The organism is Methylibium sp., assembly GCF_035762065.1.
Taxonomy (GTDB): Bacteria; Pseudomonadota; Gammaproteobacteria; order Burkholderiales; family Burkholderiaceae_C; genus Methylibium.
Genome location: NZ_DASTPW010000020.1, coordinates 50,787 through 68,412, shown reverse-complemented (window position 1 = coordinate 68,412; position 17,626 = coordinate 50,787). Strand labels below are relative to the sequence as shown.

Genomic DNA, 17,626 nt, shown 5'->3' with positions numbered 1-17,626 from the left:
CCGGCGATTGTTGCAGTGGCACGCCGCGCGCCATCGGCCCGACGAGCATCCCGCCCCCTGCGAGCGAAGGGGCACGCGGGAGCGCTCGTCATAATTCCGCGCACCCCTCTCGTCCACCCTGTTTCGCGGAGCGCGCCATGGCCTCGGTCAACAAAGTCATCCTCGTCGGCAACCTCGGCCGCGATCCGGAGATCCGCAGCTTCCCCGACGGCGGCACGATCTGCAACGTGACGATCGCGACGTCTCGCAACTGGAAGGACAAGGCCAGCGGCGAGCGCCAGGAAGAAACCGAGTGGCACCGCGTCGTGTTCCGCGACCGCCTCGCCGAGATCGCCGGCGAGTTCCTGAAGAAGGGCCGTTCGGTCTACATCGAAGGGCGTCTCAAGACGCGCAAGTGGACCGACAAGGACGGCATCGAGAAGTACACGACCGAGATCATCGCGACCGAGATGCAGCTGCTCGGCAGCCGCGAAGGCATGGGCGGCGGTGATGCAAGCGAGAGCGGCTACGGCGGCGGCGAGCGCCCGGCGCGTGCTCCGGCGTCGCGGCCCGCGCCGCGCTCGGGCAACGCGCCGTCGAAGTCGGCCACCGGCTTCGACGACATCGAGGACGACATCCCGTTCTGACCGCTAGAGGTTCACCACCTGGCCGCGCCTCGGGTCGACGCGGCCGGCGATCAACTCGCCCAGCACCTGCCGGGCCGCGTCGAAGCCCTGCGTTTCGACGACCTCGATCCAGCCCCCACGCTTCACCTTCGCGATGAACTCGCGCTGCGCCGCGGCCAGGCGCCGGTGCAGCTCGGCCGCGCCCCAGGCTTCGCTGCGCTCGGCCATCCGGGCAGGCGCGAAGAAGAAGCTCGGCCGCGGGCCGGGCAGCGAGCGGTCGTAGGGCGCCGGCGGCTGCAGGCTGTGCGTCGCGCCGATCACCACGTCGTGGGTCAGCGCGGCGCCGAAGTGGCGGTGCACGCGCTCGCGCAGCGCGGCGTCGCCGGAGAAATCGATGTAGAGCGTCGGCGTGTCGGGCGGCAGCGCGGCCTCCAGCGCGTCGTAGCCGAGGGCCGCGTCGTAGCAGCCGAGCGCTTCGACGAAGCCGCGATGGTGCGGCGAGGTGAGGCCGATGCGGCGCAGGCCCGCGGCCGCGCCGAGCGCGTCGGCGCAGCCGTAGGCCGTCTTGCTCGAAGCGCTCGAGATCACAAGCCGCGCGCCGGCCGGCGCCGTCTCGCGAAGGAAGTCGGCGAGCAGCCAGGCGGTCAGGTAGAGCGGGCGCAGCAGCGCGAGCAGCGGCTCGTCGTCGGCTGCGTGGCCTGCATCGGCGGCGCAGCGGCCGTAGTGCTGATAGGCGGCCGGCAGCGCGGCGCGGTGCGGCGCGCCGTCGCGGCAATCGAGCGCGCCGATGCGCACCGGCACGAGCTTCGCGTGGCTCGCGATCGGCCAGTAGCCGTAGAGCCGCTCGCCCGCGTCGAGCCCCGGCGCGCGCGAGTCGAGCACGTCGGCGTAGCCCCAGGCCGGCACCGCGCCCCAGCCTTCGACGCCGGTCGGAAAGAAGTCCCAGTAGCGCATCGAATCGCCGAACACCGCGTAGGTGACGTTGTTCGCCGTCAGCGCGAGCCGGCGCACGGCAACGCGCACTTCGCCTTCATCGAGCGCGTCGACGGCGTCGCGCCGGTCGATGCGCAGCTGCGTGATGTCGCGCCGGTCGGTCAGCAGCCGGGTGATCGTCGTCGCCGCCATCGTCGCCTCCTCCGACGGCGAGCTTACGAAGCGGGTCGGGCGGCGCGGTCGCCGAAGCGACAGACCGGGCTCAGTGCCGCTGCGCGACCCAGTCGTCGAAGGCCGCCGCCGGCAGCGGCTGGCTGATCGCGAAACCCTGCAGCTCGTCGCAGCGCTCGCCGGCGAGGAAGTCGCGCTGCGCCGGCGTTTCGACGCCCTCGGCGATCACCGCGATACCGAGGCTGCGGCCCATCTGGATGACCGCGCGCGCGATCGCGACCGAGTCGCGCGCCTCGGGCAGGTCGCTGACGAAGCTGCGGTCGATCTTCATCTTGTCGATTGGCAGCGACTTCAGCTGGCCCAGCGACGAGTAGCCGGTGCCGAAATCGTCGACCGACAGCCGGATGCCCAGCGACTTCAGCTCGGCCAGCTTCGGGCTCACGTCGGCGAGCTCGTTCATCAGCATGCGCTCGGTCAGTTCGAGTTCGAGCAGGTGGCCGGGCAGGCCGCTGCGCTCGAGCGCGTCGGCCACGCTGTCGACGAAGCCGTCGCCCTGGAACTGCCGCGCCGAAAGGTTCACCGCGACCGGCAGCGCGCGCGCGCCGGCGTCGCGCCAGCGGCGCGCGGCGGCCGCGGCCTCGCGCAGCACCCAGGCGCCGATCGGCTGCATCAGCCGCTGCTCCTCGGCCAGGCCGATGAAGTGCGCCGGCGCCAGCAGGCCGCGCTGCGGGTGGCGCCAGCGGATCAGCGCCTCCGCGCCGACCAGCACGCCGTCGCGCGCGCGCACCTGCGGCTGGTAGTGCAGCTCGAACTCGCCGCGTTCGAGCGCGCGGCCGAGCTCGTCTTCCAGCACCAGCGCGGCGTAGGCGTCGCTGGCCAGCGCCGGCTCGAAGAACTGCGTCGTCGCGCGCCCGCGCGCCTTCGCGCGGTACATCGCGGTGTCGGCATGGCGGATCAGCTCGGCCGGGCTCGCGCCGTCGCCGGGGAACATCGCGATGCCGATCGACGGCATCAGCGAGACGGTCGGCGCGCCGGCCACCATCAGCGGCCGCCCGATCGCTTCGAGCAGCTTCGCCGCGACGTCGGCCACGTCGGCGCGCTGCGGGCCGCCGCCGACCAGCACCATGAATTCGTCGCCGCCGAAGCGCGCGACCTCGTCGCTCGCGCGCAGCACCGCGCGGATGCATTCCGCCACGCGCTGCAGCACCGCGTCGCCGATGCCGTGGCCGAGCGAATCGTTGATGCGGCGGAAGTGGTCGAGGTCGATCACCAGCAGCGCCAGCGGCTCGCCGGCCGCGCGCGCCGCTTCCAGCCGCGCCTCGATGCTGCGCATGAAGGCGCGCCGGTTCGGCAGGCCGGTCAGCTCGTCGTGCTGCGCGAGCCGCTCGATGTGCGTGCGCGCCGCATCCCGGTCGCGCAGGTCGCGGATGACCGTCATGCGCTGGCGCTCGCCGTCGCGCTGCATGGTGCGCACGATGAACTCGACCGGGATGCGCCGGCCGGCCCGGTCGATCACCGCGCTTTCGTAGCGGGTGTCGACGCCGGCGCGCAGCACCGTGGCGACGTGCTCCGCTTCGTCGGGCGCGACGAAGTCCAGCGTCGGGCGGCCCAGCACCTCGTCGAGCCGGTGGCCGAGCAAATCAAGCGCCGCCTCGTTCGCATCGACGATGAAGCCGCCCTTGTGGAAGACGATGCCCTCCAGGCTCGCCTGCATGAACTTCGCGAGCCGCTCCTCCGATTCGCGCAGCGCGCGCTCGGCGGCGGCGTGGCGCGTCACGTCGACCGCGAAGACGAGGCAGCGGCGCAGCTGGCCGTCGGCGTCGCGCTCGGGCTGCAGCTCGAATTCGGCCCAGGCGCTGCGGCCTTCGCCGTGCGCGAGCGGCGCCTCGAAGCGCGCACTCGCCGCGCCGGCGCGCAGCCGCTCGATCGCATCGACGATGCCGCGCGCGAGCTCGGCCCGGCGGCCGCGGCCGGCCTCAAGCTCGGCGAGGTTCGTGTCGCCGAGCAGCGCCGCGTGGCGCGCGTTCGCGTAGACGCAGGCGCGCGTGTCGGCGTCGTAGCAGGCCAGCAGCGCCGGCAGCGCGTCGGCCCAACGCAGCAGCGTGGCCGGCGCGAGCACGGCCGCGGCATCGGTCGGGGCTTCGAAGGGCAAGGACGACATCGGGGCCTCCCTCCACGGAGGGAGCGCAAAACGGCGCGCGGATGATAGGCAGCGGCGGCTGCCGGAATGCGTCCCGCGTTTCAGGGGGGCGCGTCGGCCACGGCGGCGGCCAGGGTCTCGCGCGCGAGGCAGAGGTCGTCCCAGGCGCGCGCCTTGTCGGCCGGGTTGCGCAGCAGGTAGGCCGGGTGGTAGCTGACGACCAGCGGGCGGCCCTCGTAGCGATGCACGCGGCCGCGCAGCCGGCCGATCGGCTCGTCGCTGCCCAGCAGCGCCTGCACGGCAAAGCGGCCGAGTGCCAGCACGATGCGCGGTTGCAGCAGCGCGACCTGGCGGCGCAAGAAGGGCTCGCAGCGGCGCACCTCGTCCGGCGTCGGGTTGCGGTTGCCGGGCGGACGGCACTTGAGCACGTTGCAGATGAAGGCACGGCGCCCGGGCTCGCCGTCGTCGTCGGCGCGCTCGACGTCGATCGCCCGCAGCATGCGGTCGAGCAACTGGCCGGCCTTGCCGACGAAGGGCTCGCCGGCGCGATCCTCCTGCTCGCCGGGCGCTTCGCCAACGACCATCCACTGCGCCCCCGCGGCGCCGACGCCGAAGACGGTGTTCGTGCGCGTCGCGCACAGCCCGCAACCGGTGCAGGCGGCGACCGCGGCACGCAGCGCGGGCCAGTCGAGCGCGTCGAGTGCGGCCGGCGGCGCGGCTTCGGCGCGGGGCGGCGCGGCTGCGACCTTCGAAGCGGGCCCCGGCGAGCCGACCGACCCGACACGCGCTTGCCGCCGAAGCGTTTCGGCAGCCGCTTCGGCGCTGGCCGCCTCGACTGCCTCGCCCTCCTCGACCTCCTCGCGATCCTCCACCTCCTCGCGAGCCTCGCGCACGGCCGGCGCCCACAGCCGGATGCCCATCGCCTCGAGCATGCGGCGCTGGCGTTCATCCCAGGCCATCGGCGCGCTCCTGCAGATCGAGGCTCATCACCACGGCGTCCTCGCGACGGCGGCCGTGGTTGGGGTAGTAGGCGCGGCGCAGTCCGGTGCGCACGAAGCCGTAGCGCTGGTAGAGCGCCAGCGCGCGCAGGTTCGACGGCCGCACCTCCAGCCACAGCTCCTTCGCGGCGCGCCGCCTGGCTTCGTGCACCAGCGCGTCGAGCATCGCGCGCGCGTGGCCGCGGCCCTGGCGGTCGGCGGCGACGCTGAGGTTGAGCAGGTGCATCTCTTCCAGGCCGCTCATCGCGATGAAGTAGCCGGCGAGTCCGGCCGTCTCGCGCAGCACGCAGGCGAGGTGGCCGGCATGCAGCGAATCGACGAAGTTCCCGCGGGTCCACGGGAAGTCGTAGAGCGCCTGCTCGATTGCGACGACCGCGTCGAGGTCGGCCGCGCTCATCGGCGCGAGCTGCGGCGCGGGCGCGGTGGCGGCGGGGGCCTGGGGCTGCGCGCTCATCGCCGGCTGCTCAGGCCGCGGCCGCGGCGCGCTCGGCAGCGGTCTGGGCGACCTTGTCGCGCACGTACAGCGGCAGCGCTTCGGCCGCATCGAGCCCGAGTCCGCGTGACCACGCGCCGCGGGCGAGCGCCAGCAAGGCGGCGCCGTGCGCGACGGCGTGCGGCCAGCGCACGCGGTCGAGCGCCGACCAGGCCGCGGCATGCGCGAGCAGCGAACTGCCGGCCACCTGCAGCGCGCCCGTTTCCGCGCTGGCGCCTGCGATCCGCGCCGCGAGCGCGGCCGGCGCGTGCAGCGCCGGCGCCTCGACTTCCAGCCAGCTTCCCGGGCCGAGCCGCCGGTAGCGCGCGGCATACGCCTCGCCCATGCGGGCGTCGATGGCGACCCACAGCTCGCTGCCCGCGCCGCCCTGATGCGCCGCCTCGGCGATCGCCGCGAGCGTGTCGATCGCGATCACCGGCTTGCCCGCGCCAAAGGCCAGGCCCTGCGCGACCGCGCAGGCGGTGCGCACGCCGGTGAAGGCCCCGGGGCCGCGGCCGAAGGCGATCGCGTCGAGCGCGCGCCAGCCGAGGCCGGCCTCGGCGAGCAGCGCCTGCAGGGCCGGCAGCAGCTGCGTCGACGCGAGCGCGCCGCCGGGCAGGGCGCGGCTGCGGACCACGTCGTCGTGGAGGAGGCCGAGGTGCAGCGTGCCGCTCGCGGTGTCCATCGCGAGCAGGCAGGGCGCGTGGGCGGCGCGATCGTTCATGGGCTTGGGGCTGGGCGTCGATGCCGCGCGGGCCGCGCATCGGGCCGATTCAGTTTAGCGGTCGCTTCTTCGCCCGGAAGCGCCCACTACCATCGGTCGCATGTCCATCACGAGCCGCGTGTTGCGGCGCCTGGCCACGATCGCCGCCGGCTCCTGCTCGATGCTGCTCGCGCAAGCCGGCTGCGCCGCGGCCGCGTCGCCGCCCGCGCCCGCCGAGGAACTGCCCCCGTCGATCCAGAGCGCGCTGCGGCGCGTGCAGCTGCCGCCCGAGGCGCTGGTCGTCTACGTCGCCGAGGTCGGCAACGGCAAGCCGGCGCGGCTCGCGTGGCGCGCGGGCGAGCCGGTCAATCCTGCCTCGCTGATGAAGCTGTACACGACCGGCGTCGCGCTGGAGGTGCTGGGGCCGGCGTGGAGCTGGACGACGCCGGTGCTGGTCAACGGCACGGTGAGCGACGGCGTGCTGCAAGGCGATCTGATCCTGCAAGGCCGCGGCGACCCGACGCTGGTCGTCGAGCGGCTGTGGCTGATGCTGCGCCAGGTGCAGCAGCGCGGCATCCGCGAGGTGCGCGGCGACATCCTGCTCGACAACTCGGCCTTCGTGCTCACAGGCGCCGACGCCGCCGACCCCGGCGAGTTCGACGGCGAACGGCTGCGGCCCTACAACGTGCGCCCCGACGCGCTCATGCTCAACCTGAAGGCCTTGACGCTGGCCTTTGCGCCGGACGTGCAGCGCGGCGTCGCGCGCGTCGCGGCCGACGTGCCGCTGGCCGGCGTGCAGATCGACGCCACCGTGCCGCTGTCCGCCGGCGACTGCGGCGACTGGCGCGGCGGCCTGCGCCTGGACGTGACCGAGCCGACCCGGCTGCGCCTGATCGGCACCTACCCGCTGGCCTGCGGCGAGAAGAGCTGGCCGCTTGCCTTCGCCGAGCCGCGCAGCTTCAACGCGCGGCTCGTCGATGCGCTGTGGCGCGAGACCGGCGCACGGCTGACGGGCCGGGTTCGCGAGGCCACGACGCCGGCGGGCGCGGTGCCGCTGTTCGAGTTCGGCTCGGCGCCGGTGGCCTCGGTGATCCGCGAGATCAACAAGTTCTCGAACAACGTGATGGCGCAGCAGCTGTTCCTCACGCTCGGCTGGCAGGCCGGGCCGGCGCTGCGCGCGGCGCTCGCCACCGGGGCGGCGCAGCCGCTGCCGCCGGAGGTGTTCGTCGCCGACGCCGACCCGGCGCTGCCGCCGAGCCAGCGGCTCGCCGGCCCGACCGCGGACGCCGCGCGCGAGCTGGTGCGCGCGCAGGTGAAGAGCCGCGCCGGCTGCGCGGACGCCGAGCTGGTCGTCGACAACGGCTCGGGCCTGTCGCGCCACTCGCGCAGCAGCGCGCGCTGCATGGGGCAGTGGCTGCAGGCGCTGTGGTCGAGCCCGGTGATGCCGGAGCTGATCGGCTCGCTGCCCGTCAGCGGCCTCGACGGCACCGCGCGCCGGCCCGGCCGTTCATGGGGCACCGCGCTGGGCCGTGCGCACCTGAAGACGGGCTCGCTGCGCGACGCCTCCGGACTGGCCGGCTACGTGCTCGCGAATTCGGGACGGCGCTACGTGTTCGTCGCGATCCTCAACCACCCGAACGCGCTGGCGGGCCGGCCGGTGCTCGATGCGCTGGTGCAGTGGGCCGCGGAAGACAGCGGCCGCTAAGGCTGTCCCACCAGCAGCAGCCGCAGATCCGGCTCCGCCGGTCTGCCAGCGGCGCCCCCTCGAGGGGGAGCGGCGAAGCCGCAACGGGGGTGGGCGTCCGTCACCTCCAGCCGACTTCGCTCATGCGCGCGAGGACGTAGTCGGCCAGCAGTTGATGGCTGTAGGGCGTCGGGTGCACGCCGTCGGCGTAGGCGTAGCGGCTGGTGTCGCCGGGGATCAGCGTCGAGGTGGTGCAGATCAGCGAGGTGGAAGGCTGCAGCGCCGCGAGGTTGCAGGCCGGCGTCGCCACGTTGGTGAAGCCGTAGAACGAGGCCCGCGCCGCCTGGTCGCGCCCGCGCGTGTAGGCGTCGACGTAGAGCACGTCGGCCACGCCGTTCAGGCCGGCGGCGAGCTGGGTGTTGAAGGTGGTCGACATGGTGTTGATCAGGCCCTGCGACGGCGCGTCGAGGCCCAGCGCGAAGGGGGTCAGGCTCACGTCGGGCAGGTTCACCACCACGACGAACTTCGCGCCGTTGGCGAGCAGCTTGGTCCTCACCAGCGTGGCGAGTTCGCCGCCGGCGACGCCCATGTTCGCGACCGCCTGCTGCGCGGTGATCTGCCCCGGGCTCGCGCCGATGCTGCCGAGGTTGATGAACAGGTCGTTGCCCCCGGCCAGCACCAGCACGAGCTCGCGGCCGTTGAAGCGGCCGCCGTTGGCGGCGAGCCAGCGGTCCATCTGCGTCGTCACCGGCACGGTGAGCTGGCCGAGCGCGCCGCTGCTGTCGCCCAGCGCGAGCAGCGCCGCGTTGCCGGGACCGACCGGGTTCGTGACCCGCGCGCCGCCCTGCGCGTAGCCGTTGCAGCTGGGCTGCGTCGTCGGCGTCTGCGCGAACGCAGCGAGCGGGCCGGAGGACACCAGCCCGACCTGCGCCGCGCACGGCGCCGCGAGGCCCCGGTCGGCGGCGACGCGCTCGACCCAGATCGGGCCGCCGCCGTTGACCGTGTACTTGCCGCCGCCGAGCTGCGCGACGGTGGCGGTGCGGTAGGTGCCGACGTCGGAGAGGCTGTCGCCGAAGCTGACGGTCGTGGTGTAGGCAGGGGTGTCGTCGTCGCCGCCGCCACAGGCGACGAGCGCGAAGCTCGCGACGCAGGCGGTCAGTGCGGCGGCGGCGCAGCGGCGGGCGCTGCGAAAGGCTGGGAAGTTCATGGGCGTGGTCCTCGGGGCTTCCGCGGGCGCCGGACGACGGGCCGCCCGGCACATCCCGCAAGCACGACGAACGAACGATCGTGCTTTTGACAAAGCCACTCTAAGGACAGCCGCGCCGGCCGCGCGACCGGAAAAACCCGGCCGCCGCCATCGCGTCAGGCGGCGGGCCGGTTCAGAACGGGTTGTTCGTCGCCCGCGTGGAGCCGATGTTGCCGATGCGGATGTGCATGTCGACGTTCAGGTGCAGGTCGTCGGCCCAGACGTAGTTGGCGCTGGTGGCGCCGGGCACGAGCGTCGAGGTCGTGCAGTTCGGCAGCGGGGCCGCTGTCGTGCAGGCGGCGCTGCTGCCGTTGACGTAGCCGAAGATCGACTGGTTGTTGACGATCAGCTGCACCTGCTCGTCGGCCTGCACCAGGCCGATCTTCGTGCCGTCGTTGACGATGGTCGCGCGCATCGCGGCGTTGAAGCGTTCGCTCATGCGTTGCAGCACGCCGCTGCGCTCGGGGCTGAGCAGGTTCTGCGCGTAGGCGAACGGCGTGGTCGCCTGGTTGGGGACGGTCGCGATCAGCACCTTGCCGCCCGCCGCGGCGATCGCGTTGACCTGGTTGCCGAGCGCGCGGCCGGCGGCCTCGGCGGCAGCCACCACGGCGGCGTCGCTCTGGGCGGGGTAGTTCGCGTAGGCCTCGAGGATGTCGCGCTGGCCGACCATCACCATCACCAGGTCGGTGCCGGTGAAGCCGCCGAGCGCCGCGTTGGCCGCGGTGACCTGCGCCGCGACGTCGCCCACCCTCGCGCCGACGCGCGAGAAATTGAAGCCGGCCACCGCGCTGCCGGTGTAGGGGTTGCACTCGGCGAAGCCGAAGCCGTACAGCCCCGCGACGACCTGGAACCACAGTGGGTTCGAACTGCAGGCGAGGCCGCCGGCCGGCGTGCCGTCGGCGTTGAGCGCCAGCGCGTTGACCGTGTACTTCGCACCGGGCTGTGCGGTGACGGTGGTGCCGGCGACATCGACGACGCTGCCGCTCGGGCCGACGATCACGTTGTTCTCGTCGCCGAAGACGACCATGCGCGTCGGCCGGAAGGTGCTGACGCGGTCGCCGCCGCCGCAGGACGCGAGCAGCGCCAGCGCGAGCAGCGCCGCCGGACGGGCCGCGCGGGACAGCACGCGGCGGATGGGTTCGAGGCCTCGGGACATGCTGGCTCCAGATGGGGGCGCGGATCGGATGGGTGGTGGGCGGGATTCAAGCCGCGGCGGCCCGCCGCAGCCGGTCGGCCACGCCCTCCCAGGCCGGATCGGCCGGCGGCTCTTCGACCCAGAGAAGCTGCGCGCCTTCGTCGTCGAAGGCCCGCAGCACGGCGAAGAGCTCGTGCGCGCAAGCGGCGGGGTCCTGCGGCATCCGGCGTTGCGCGAGCCGCTTCGGCGGCTCGACCGAGCGGCAATATACCGCCAGCGTTCCGCGCTTCTCCTTCGGCATCGCATCGAGCGGCAGCAGCTCGAAAGCCTTGCGCAAGGCCGCGGCCGACATCAGCCGCAGCGTCGCGCGGGGCGCGTAGTGCGAGGCGAGCGTGCCCGGCGCACGCGGGGCGCCGGCATCGGCGTCGAGCAGCGCGCAGCCGGCCGCGGCTTCGAGGCGCGCGCGACCGAGCGAGCCGGGGCGCAGCAGCACGGGGCCGCGCTCGTCCAGGCGCGAGACGTCGACGATCGCCGACTCGATGCCCAGCTCGCAGTCGCCGCCGTCGAGCACGAGCAGCCCGGCGCCGAACTCGGCGGCGACGTGCGCGGCGCGTGTCGGGCTGACCCGGCCGTGCCGGTTGGCGCTCGGCGCGGCGATGCCGCTCACGCCGAGCGCGGCCGCTTCGCCGAGCAGCGCGCGAGCGACCGGATGCGAAGGGCAGCGCAGGCCGATGCTCGGCTGGCCGCCTGCCGCGGCAAGCGCCGCCTCGGGCCGGCGCGGCAGGATCAGCGTCAGCGGGCCGGGCCAGAACGCATCGACCAGCGTCTGCGCGAGCGGCGGCACGACCGTCGCGAAAGCCTCGGCGCCGCTCGCCTGCGCGAGGTGGACGATCAGCGGATGCGCGCTCGGCCGCGACTTCGCCGCGAAGATCTTCGAGACCGCCGCGTCGTCGTCGGCGCGCGCGCCGAGGCCGTAGACCGTCTCGGTCGCGAAGGCGACCAGCTCGCCCGCGGCGATCGCCTGCGCCGCCTGCCGCACCGCCGCGGCCGAGCGACCGTCGAGGAGGGTCATCGCGGGATCAGCCCGGCGCCGGCAGGCCGAGGATCTGCGCCGCCTGCCGCGCGACGGCGAGCGCCGCCTCGGGCGTCGCCGCGGTCAGCGTCAGGTGGCCCATCTTGCGGCCGCGCCGTGCGGAACTCTTGCCGTACAGGTGCAGATGCGCGCCGGGCAGCGCGAGCACGCCGGCCCAGGCGGGCGTGCGCTCGGTGCCGTCCGCGGCGAACCAGAGGTCGCCGAGCAGGTTGAGCATCACCGCCGGCGCGTGCAGGCGCGGCGCGACCAGCGGCAGGCCGGTCATGCAGCGCACCTGCAGCTCGAACTGCGAGACGTCGCAGGCGTCGAGGCTGTAGTGGCCGGAGTTGTGCGGGCGCGGCGCCATCTCGTTGGCGACGAGGCGGGCGCCCGCCGCGGCCTCGTCGAGGACGAAGAACTCGACGCACAGCACGCCGACGTAATGCAGCCCGGCGGCGATGCGCCGGGCCGCGTCGACGGCCTGCGCCGCGAGCGCGGTGTCGACGCCGGGCGCCGGCACGGTGGTCACCGCGAGCACGCCGTCGCGATGCAGGTTGCGCTGCACCGGCAGCTCGACCGTGGTGCCGTCGGCGCCGCGCGCGAGGATCACGCTGATCTCGAACGCCAGCGCGAGCCGCCGCTCGAGGATGCAGGGCACGCGCCCGAGCGCGTCCCAGGCCGCCGCGAGTTCGTCGCGCGTGCGCACCGTGACCTGGCCCTTGCCGTCGTAGCCGAGCCGCGCGGTCTTGAGGATGCCCGGCAGCAGGCTCGCGTCGACCGCGGCCAGCTGCCCTTCGGTTTCGACCGGCGCATGCGGCGCGCAGTCGACGCCGCAGCGCAGGAAGTGCCGCTTCTCCTTGGCGCGGTCCTGGCACACCGCGACCGCCTCGGCGCCGGGCGCCGTCGGCAGGTGCGCGCCCAGCGTCGCGAGCGCGCCCGCCGGGACGTTCTCGAACTCGGTGGTGATCGCCGCGCAGCGCCGCAGCATCTGCGCAAGGCCTTGTTCGTCGAGGTAGTCGGCCTGCACGTGCACGTGCGAGACGAGGCCGGCAGGGCTCGCGACGTCGGGGTCGAGCACCGCGGTGAAGTAGCCCAGGCGCTGCGCGGCGTGCACGAACATGCGGCCGAGCTGGCCGCCGCCCATCACGCCGAGCGTCGTCGCCTGGGCGCCCGCGTCGCTGGCCGCGGGCAGGATCGTCTTGAAGGCGGTCACGGGCGCAGCTCAGCGGTCTGCGAGAGGGCGGTCTCGTGCTGGCGACGCCGGAAGTCGTCGAGCTTCGCGCGCATCGCCTCGTCGCCGCGCGCGAGCAGCGCCACCGCGAACAGCGCCGCGTTCGCCGCGCCGGCCGCGCCGATCGCGAAGGTGGCGACCGGCACGCCCCTGGGCATCTGCACGATGCTGTGCAGCGCATCGACGCCTTGCAGGTGCTTGCCGGGCACCGGCACGCCGAGCACCGGCACCGTGGTCTTCGCGGCCAGCATGCCCGGCAGGTGCGCGGCGCCGCCGGCGCCGGCGATCACCGCCGCGAGACCGCGGCCGCGCGCGGCTTCGGCGTAGCGGAACATCTCGTCGGGCATGCGGTGCGCCGACAGCACCTGCGCCTCGAAGGGCACGGCGAACTCGGTGAGAATCGCGACGGCGTGTTGCATGACCTCCCAATCGCTCGCGGAGCCCATCACCACACCGACCACCGGCTGCGCCTGCGGCGTCGCTGCAACCACCGTCACTCCTCGTCTCGGCCACCTCGGCGAAGGCGCGAATTGTAGGAGCCGGCCTTTCGGCGAAGGCCGCGACGCCTCGTCCTCCACGGACCTCACGATGATCGACATCACCCTCGAGAACTTCGAACCCGAACTGATCCGCGCCTCGGTGCAGACGCCGGTGCTGCTCGACATCTGGGCGCCCTGGTGCGGGCCGTGCAAGTCGCTGAGCCCGGTGCTCGAGAAGCTGGAAACCGCCTACGCCGGCCGCTTCCTGCTCGCCAAGCTCAACAGCGACGAGGAGCCCGAGATCGCCGGCCAGCTCAGCCAGGCCTTCGGCGTGCGCTCGATCCCGTTTTGCGTGATGTTCGTCGGCGGCCAGCCGGTCGACGGCTTCGTCGGCGCCCTGCCCGAAGCGCAGATCCGCGCCTTCCTCGACAAGCACGTGCCGAGCGCCGACGCGGCGGAAGCCGAGGAGGAAGCCGAAGAGGCCGAGCAGCTCGCGGCCGAGGGCGACACGACGGCGGCGATCGAGAAGCTCGAACACGCGCTCGCGACCGCGCCCGGCGACGACGCGATCCGGGCCGAGCTCGTCAAGCAGCTGATCGACGCGAAGCGGCTGGAGGACGCGCAGCGCCATCACGAGCCGCTGGCGCAGAAGGCCGACGCGAACGCACGGGCAGGCCTGCCGGTCGATGCGCGCGCCGCGGCGCTCGGCATGCTGCTCGAAGCGCATGCGGCCGCGGCCCGCGGCCGCGGCACCGACGCGCTGGCCGCCGCCATCGCCGCCAACAAGCGCGACTTCGACGCCCGCTTCGAACGCGCCCAACGCCAGCTTGCCGGCGGCCACCCGACCGAGGCGATGGACGAGCTGCTCGAGATCCTGATGCGCGACAAGGAGTGGGGCGACCAGCGCGCCCGCAAGCTCTACGTCGCGATCCTCGAGCTGATGACGAAGCCGGTGCCGAAGGCCGCGGCGGCGACCGCGAAGACCGGCACGCTGGAGCTGGCGGGCAAGGCGACCGTGGTGCCGACCGATCCCGTCGTCGATGCCTACCGGCGCAAGCTCAGCATGGCGCTGTTCTGACGCGGCTCAGCCGCGCGTCGCCCGAAGCCGCCCGGCTTTCAGCCGCGCAGCCGCTCGAACGCTTCGCGGTACTTCGCCGCCGTCCGCTCGACCACCTCGGCCGGCAGCGCCGGCGCCGGCGCCTGCTTGTTCCAGGGCTGGCCGTCGACGCGCACCGCCTCCAGCCAGTCGCGCACGAACTGCTTGTCGAAGCTCGGCGGGTTGGTGCCCGTGGTGACCGCCTCGGCCCAGCCGTCGGCCGGCCAGTAGCGCGACGAGTCCGGCGTCAGCACCTCGTCCATCAGCGTGAGCTGCCCGTCGGCGTCCAGGCCGAACTCGAACTTGGTGTCGGCGATGACGAGACCGCGCGTCGCGGCGTAGGCGGCGGCTTCCTCGTACAGCCGGATCGAGATGTCGCGGATCTGCTCGGCCAGCGGGCGGCCGATCAGGAAGGCGGCCTGGTCGAAGGAGATGTTCTCGTCGTGGTGCCCGGCCTCGGCCTTGGTTGCCGGCGTGAAGATCGGCTCGGGCAGCTTCGCGGCGTTGCCCAGGCCCTTCGGCAGCTCGACGCCGCAGACGCTGCCGCTGTCGCGGTATTCCTTCCAGCCCGAGCCGGCGAGGTGGCCGCGCACCACCGCCTCGATGGGCACCGGCGTCAGCCGCTTGACCAGCATCGAGCGGCCCGCGACCTGCGCCCGCTCGGCCGGCGTGACGACGCTCTCCGGCGCATCGCCGGTCAGATGGTTCGGGACGATCCGCCCGAGCCGCTCGAACCAGAACAGCGCCATCTGCGTCAGCAGCTCGCCCTTGCCGGGGATCGGCTCGCCCATGACCACGTCGAAGGCGCTCAAGCGGTCGCTCGCGACCATCAACAGCCGCTCCGCGCCGACCGCGTAGTTGTCCCGGACCTTGCCGCGCGCGACCAGCGGCAGCGAGGCGATCGACGACTGCAGCAGCGGCGCGCTGGTACCCACGGCAGCCCCGGGGATCAGGCGACCACCTGCGCGAGCGCGCCCTTCGCGTACTTGCCGGCGACGACCTGCAGGCTCTCGCCCTTGATCTTGCCGGCCTGGCCCTCGCAGCCGAACTCGACGTAGCGCTGGCGGCAGATCTTCTTCGCGGCCTCGCGCGCGGGCTTCAGCCATTCGCGCGCGTCGAACTTCTCCGGGTTCTTTGCCATGAATTCGCGCACCGCGCCGGTCATGGCGAGGCGGATGTCGGTGTCGATGTTGATCTTGCGCACGCCGAACTTGATGGCGTGCTGGATCTCCTCGACCGGCACGCCATACGTCTCCTTCATCTGGCCGCCGTACTGGCGGATCTGCTCGAGCAGCTCCTGCGGCACGCTCGACGAGCCGTGCATCACCAGGTGCGTGTTCGGGATGCGGCGGTGGATCTCCTTGATGCGGTCGATCGCCAGGATGTCGCCGGTCGGCTTGCGGGTGAACTTGTAGGCGCCGTGGCTGGTGCCGATGGCGATGGCCAGCGCGTCGAGCTGCGTCTTCTTGACGAAGTCGGCGGCCTGCTCCGGGTCGGTCAGCAGCTGTTCGCGCGTCATGGTGGCGTCGGTGCCGTGGCCGTCTTCCTTGTCGCCCTTCATCGTCTCGAGCGAGCCGAGGCAGCCGAGCTCGCCTTCGACGGTGACGCCGAGCGCATGCGCCATGTCCACGACCTTCTTCGTCACGTCGACGTTGTAGTCGTAGCTCGCGATCGTCTTGCCGTCGGCCTCGAGGCTGCCGTCCATCATCACCGAGCTGAAACCCAGGTCGATCGCGCCCTTGCAGACGTCGGGGTTCTGGCCGTGGTCCTGGTGCATCACCAGCGGGATCGTCGGGTAGGCCTCGATCGCGGCCTGGATCAGGTGCTTGATGAAGGCTTCGCCAGCGTATTTACGCGCGCCGGCGCTGGCTTGCAGGATGACCGGCGCGCCGACTTCCTTGGCCGCCTCCATCACCGCCTGCACCTGCTCGAGGTTGTTGACGTTGAACGCCGGGATGCCGTAGCCCTGCTCGGCGGCGTGGTCGAGCAACTGGCGCATGGAGACGAGGGGCATGGTGGAACTCCGAAGTCGAGGGAATGCGGTGGCGCGGGGGCAATCGGCGGACCAAGACGGTCGCGAGCCGGGCGGCGCAGTGCCCGAAGTTTAGGCGGCCGCTCCGCCGCGAAGCGTAGCGACGCCCCCCTGGCTCGGGCGAGTCAGCCCACTCGACAGACTTCGGCTTCGCCGAAGTTCGCAGAGTCATCCAACTCTGCAAACTTTCATCATGTTCGTGCCGCCCGGGTAACCCATCGGCTCGCCGCAAGTGATCGCATACGTATCGCCCGGCCTCAGCACGCCGCGGCGCACCAGCAGGGTCTCCGCCTCCGCCAGCGCCTGGTCGCGGTCGTTCAGCGAGGGCATCAGCATCGGCCTGACGTTGCGGTACAGGCTCATGCGACGCAGGCTGCCGGGCTGGGAGGTCAGCGCGTAGATCGGCACGTGGATCTTGTGCCGGCTCATCCACAGCGCGGTCGAGCCCGACTCCGTCAGCGCGACGATCGCCCGGCAGCCCAGGTGGTGGGCCGTGAACAGCGCGCCCATCGCGATGCTCTGATCGATGCGGCCGAAGCGCTTCGACGTGAAGTCCGCGTCCAGCGTCACTTCCTCGGCGCGCTCGGCCTCGATCGCGATGGCGGCCATCTGCTCGATCGTCTCGACCGGGTACTTGCCGGCCGCGGTCTCGGCGCTGAGCATCACCGCGTCGGTCCCGTCGAGCACCGCGTTGGCGACGTCGCTGACCTCGGCCCGCGTCGGCACCGGGTTGACGATCATCGACTCCATCATCTGCGTCGCTGTGATCACGACGCGGTCGAGCTCGCGCGCCAGCTTGATCATGCGTTTCTACAGCGCCAGCACCACGGCGTTGCCGACCTCGATCGCCAGATCGCCGCGCGCGACCATGATCCCGTCGCTCGCCTTCAGGATCGACTCCAGCGCCGCCACCGCCTCGGTGCGCTCAATCTTCGCGATCAGCGCCGGCTTGTGCCGATACGCCTCGCCCGCGACGTTCGCGAGCTGGCGCGCCATCTCCATGTCGGTCGCGCTCTTGGGAAAGCTCACAGCGAGGTACTCGCACTGAAAGGACATCGCGGTCTTGATGTCCTCCATGTCCTTCGCGGTCAGCGCCGGCGCGGTGAGCCCGCCGCCCTGCTTGTTGATGCCCTTGTTGTTCGACAGCTCGCCGCCGACCTTCACGAAGGTGTGCACCTGCTCCGCGCTGATGTGGTCGACGACCAGCACGATCAAGCCGTCGTTGAGCAGCAGCGTGTCGCCCGGCTTCACGTCGCGCGGCAGCGACTTGTAGTCGAGCCCCACGGCGTTCACGTCGCCCGGCTCGCTGCGCGCCGCGTCCAGCACGAAGGCCGCGCCCGGCTCGAGCATCACCTTGCCCTCGGCGAACTTGCCGACGCGGATCTTCGGGCCCTGGAGGTCCGCCATGATCGCGACCTCCTTGTGCGCCTTCGCCGCGACCTCGCGCACCAGCTGCGCCCGCGCGATGTGGTCCTGCGCGCTGCCGTGCGAGAAGTTCAGCCGCACCACGTCGACGCCCGCGCGGATCATCCTCTCCAGCACCTCGGGCGTGGAGGACGCCGGCCCCAGCGTCGCGACGATCTTGGTGGCGCGCGGCATGCCGGCGTTGCGCGGGCGGGGCGTCGGGGG

Annotated in this window: 15 protein-coding genes and 1 pseudogene; 3 read left to right on the top strand and 13 right to left on the bottom strand. The window is 72.9% G+C overall.

Going from position 1 to position 17,626, the window contains the following annotated elements; translation table 11 throughout:
• The first annotated feature begins 137 nt into the window (after positions 1-137).
• Entirely contained in the window at positions 138-626 is a 489-nt protein-coding gene (locus VFR90_RS06450; protein WP_326405276.1) for a single-stranded DNA-binding protein, read from the top strand.
• A 3-nt stretch (positions 627-629) separates the two neighbouring features.
• Here the strand turns inward: VFR90_RS06450 and VFR90_RS06445 are convergent, their stop codons facing one another.
• The 5 genes from VFR90_RS06445 to tsaB form a co-directional block, all read right to left on the bottom strand.
• A complete protein-coding gene (locus VFR90_RS06445) occupies positions 630-1,730 on the bottom strand; it encodes a DUF2855 family protein (protein WP_326405275.1) in 1,101 nt (366 codons plus the stop codon).
• A 70-nt stretch (positions 1,731-1,800) separates the two neighbouring features.
• On the bottom strand, positions 1,801-3,870 hold the full coding sequence (locus VFR90_RS06440) for a putative bifunctional diguanylate cyclase/phosphodiesterase (protein WP_326405274.1): 2,070 nt from the start codon (positions 3,868-3,870) through the stop codon (positions 1,801-1,803).
• A gap of 80 nt (positions 3,871-3,950) precedes the next feature.
• Positions 3,951-4,808 carry a uracil-DNA glycosylase gene (locus tag VFR90_RS06435; RefSeq protein ID WP_326405273.1) on the bottom strand — a complete coding sequence of 286 codons (858 nt, stop codon included), beginning with the start codon at positions 4,806-4,808 and terminating at the stop codon, positions 3,951-3,953.
• A complete protein-coding gene (gene rimI, locus VFR90_RS06430; RefSeq protein ID WP_326405272.1) occupies positions 4,795-5,301 on the bottom strand; it encodes a ribosomal protein S18-alanine N-acetyltransferase in 507 nt (168 codons plus the stop codon). Before rimI ends, VFR90_RS06435 begins: the two co-directional genes overlap by 14 nt.
• Positions 5,302-5,311: 10 nt before the next feature.
• Positions 5,312-6,043 carry a tRNA (adenosine(37)-N6)-threonylcarbamoyltransferase complex dimerization subunit type 1 TsaB gene (tsaB, locus tag VFR90_RS06425; protein WP_326405271.1) on the bottom strand — a complete coding sequence of 244 codons (732 nt, stop codon included), beginning with the start codon at positions 6,041-6,043 and terminating at the stop codon, positions 5,312-5,314.
• 100 nt (positions 6,044-6,143) lie between these two features.
• Here tsaB and VFR90_RS06420 point away from each other — a divergent pair, with 100 nt between their 5' ends.
• Positions 6,144-7,727 carry a D-alanyl-D-alanine carboxypeptidase/D-alanyl-D-alanine-endopeptidase gene (locus VFR90_RS06420; RefSeq protein ID WP_326405270.1) on the top strand — a complete coding sequence of 528 codons (1,584 nt, stop codon included), beginning with the start codon at positions 6,144-6,146 and terminating at the stop codon, positions 7,725-7,727.
• 100 nt (positions 7,728-7,827) lie between these two features.
• On the opposite strand, the gene VFR90_RS06415 is transcribed toward VFR90_RS06420, so the two are convergent.
• From VFR90_RS06415 to purE, 5 genes are all read right to left on the bottom strand, one after another.
• Positions 7,828-8,913 (bottom strand): SGNH/GDSL hydrolase family protein, encoded by a 1,086-nt coding sequence (locus VFR90_RS06415; RefSeq protein WP_326405269.1) that lies wholly within the window; start codon positions 8,911-8,913, stop codon positions 7,828-7,830.
• Between the two features lie 172 nt (positions 8,914-9,085).
• Positions 9,086-10,108 (bottom strand): SGNH/GDSL hydrolase family protein, encoded by a 1,023-nt coding sequence (locus VFR90_RS06410; RefSeq protein ID WP_326405268.1) that lies wholly within the window; start codon positions 10,106-10,108, stop codon positions 9,086-9,088.
• A gap of 46 nt (positions 10,109-10,154) precedes the next feature.
• Positions 10,155-11,159: an L-threonylcarbamoyladenylate synthase gene (locus VFR90_RS06405; RefSeq protein WP_326405267.1), complete on the bottom strand. Its 1,005-nt coding sequence runs from the start codon at positions 11,157-11,159 to the stop codon at positions 10,155-10,157.
• Between the two features lie 7 nt (positions 11,160-11,166).
• A complete protein-coding gene (locus tag VFR90_RS06400; protein ID WP_326405266.1) occupies positions 11,167-12,372 on the bottom strand; it encodes a 5-(carboxyamino)imidazole ribonucleotide synthase in 1,206 nt (401 codons plus the stop codon).
• Complete coding sequence (purE, locus tag VFR90_RS06395) at positions 12,369-12,836, bottom strand: 5-(carboxyamino)imidazole ribonucleotide mutase (RefSeq protein ID WP_326405288.1); 468 nt, start codon at positions 12,834-12,836, stop codon at positions 12,369-12,371. The genes VFR90_RS06400 and purE overlap by 4 nt, the downstream gene beginning before the upstream one ends.
• 142 nt (positions 12,837-12,978) lie before the next feature.
• Between purE and VFR90_RS06390 the strand changes: the two genes are divergently transcribed.
• On the top strand, positions 12,979-13,947 hold the full coding sequence (locus tag VFR90_RS06390; protein WP_326405265.1) for a tetratricopeptide repeat protein: 969 nt from the start codon (positions 12,979-12,981) through the stop codon (positions 13,945-13,947).
• A 38-nt stretch (positions 13,948-13,985) separates the two neighbouring features.
• Here VFR90_RS06390 and VFR90_RS06385 read toward each other — a convergent pair whose 3' ends face one another.
• The 3 genes and pseudogenes from VFR90_RS06385 to pyk form a co-directional block, all read right to left on the bottom strand.
• The gene (locus VFR90_RS06385; protein ID WP_326405264.1) at positions 13,986-14,900 is read right to left on the bottom strand and encodes a phosphoribosylaminoimidazolesuccinocarboxamide synthase; all 915 of its coding nucleotides are present in this window, start codon (positions 14,898-14,900) and stop codon (positions 13,986-13,988) included.
• Positions 14,901-14,914: 14 nt separating this feature from the next.
• On the bottom strand, positions 14,915-15,979 hold the full coding sequence (fba, locus tag VFR90_RS06380; RefSeq protein ID WP_326405263.1) for a class II fructose-bisphosphate aldolase: 1,065 nt from the start codon (positions 15,977-15,979) through the stop codon (positions 14,915-14,917).
• Positions 15,980-16,165: 186 nt separating this feature from the next.
• A pseudogene (pyk, locus tag VFR90_RS06375) lies at positions 16,166-17,596 on the bottom strand (pyruvate kinase).
• Positions 17,597-17,626: the final 30 nt, after the last annotated feature.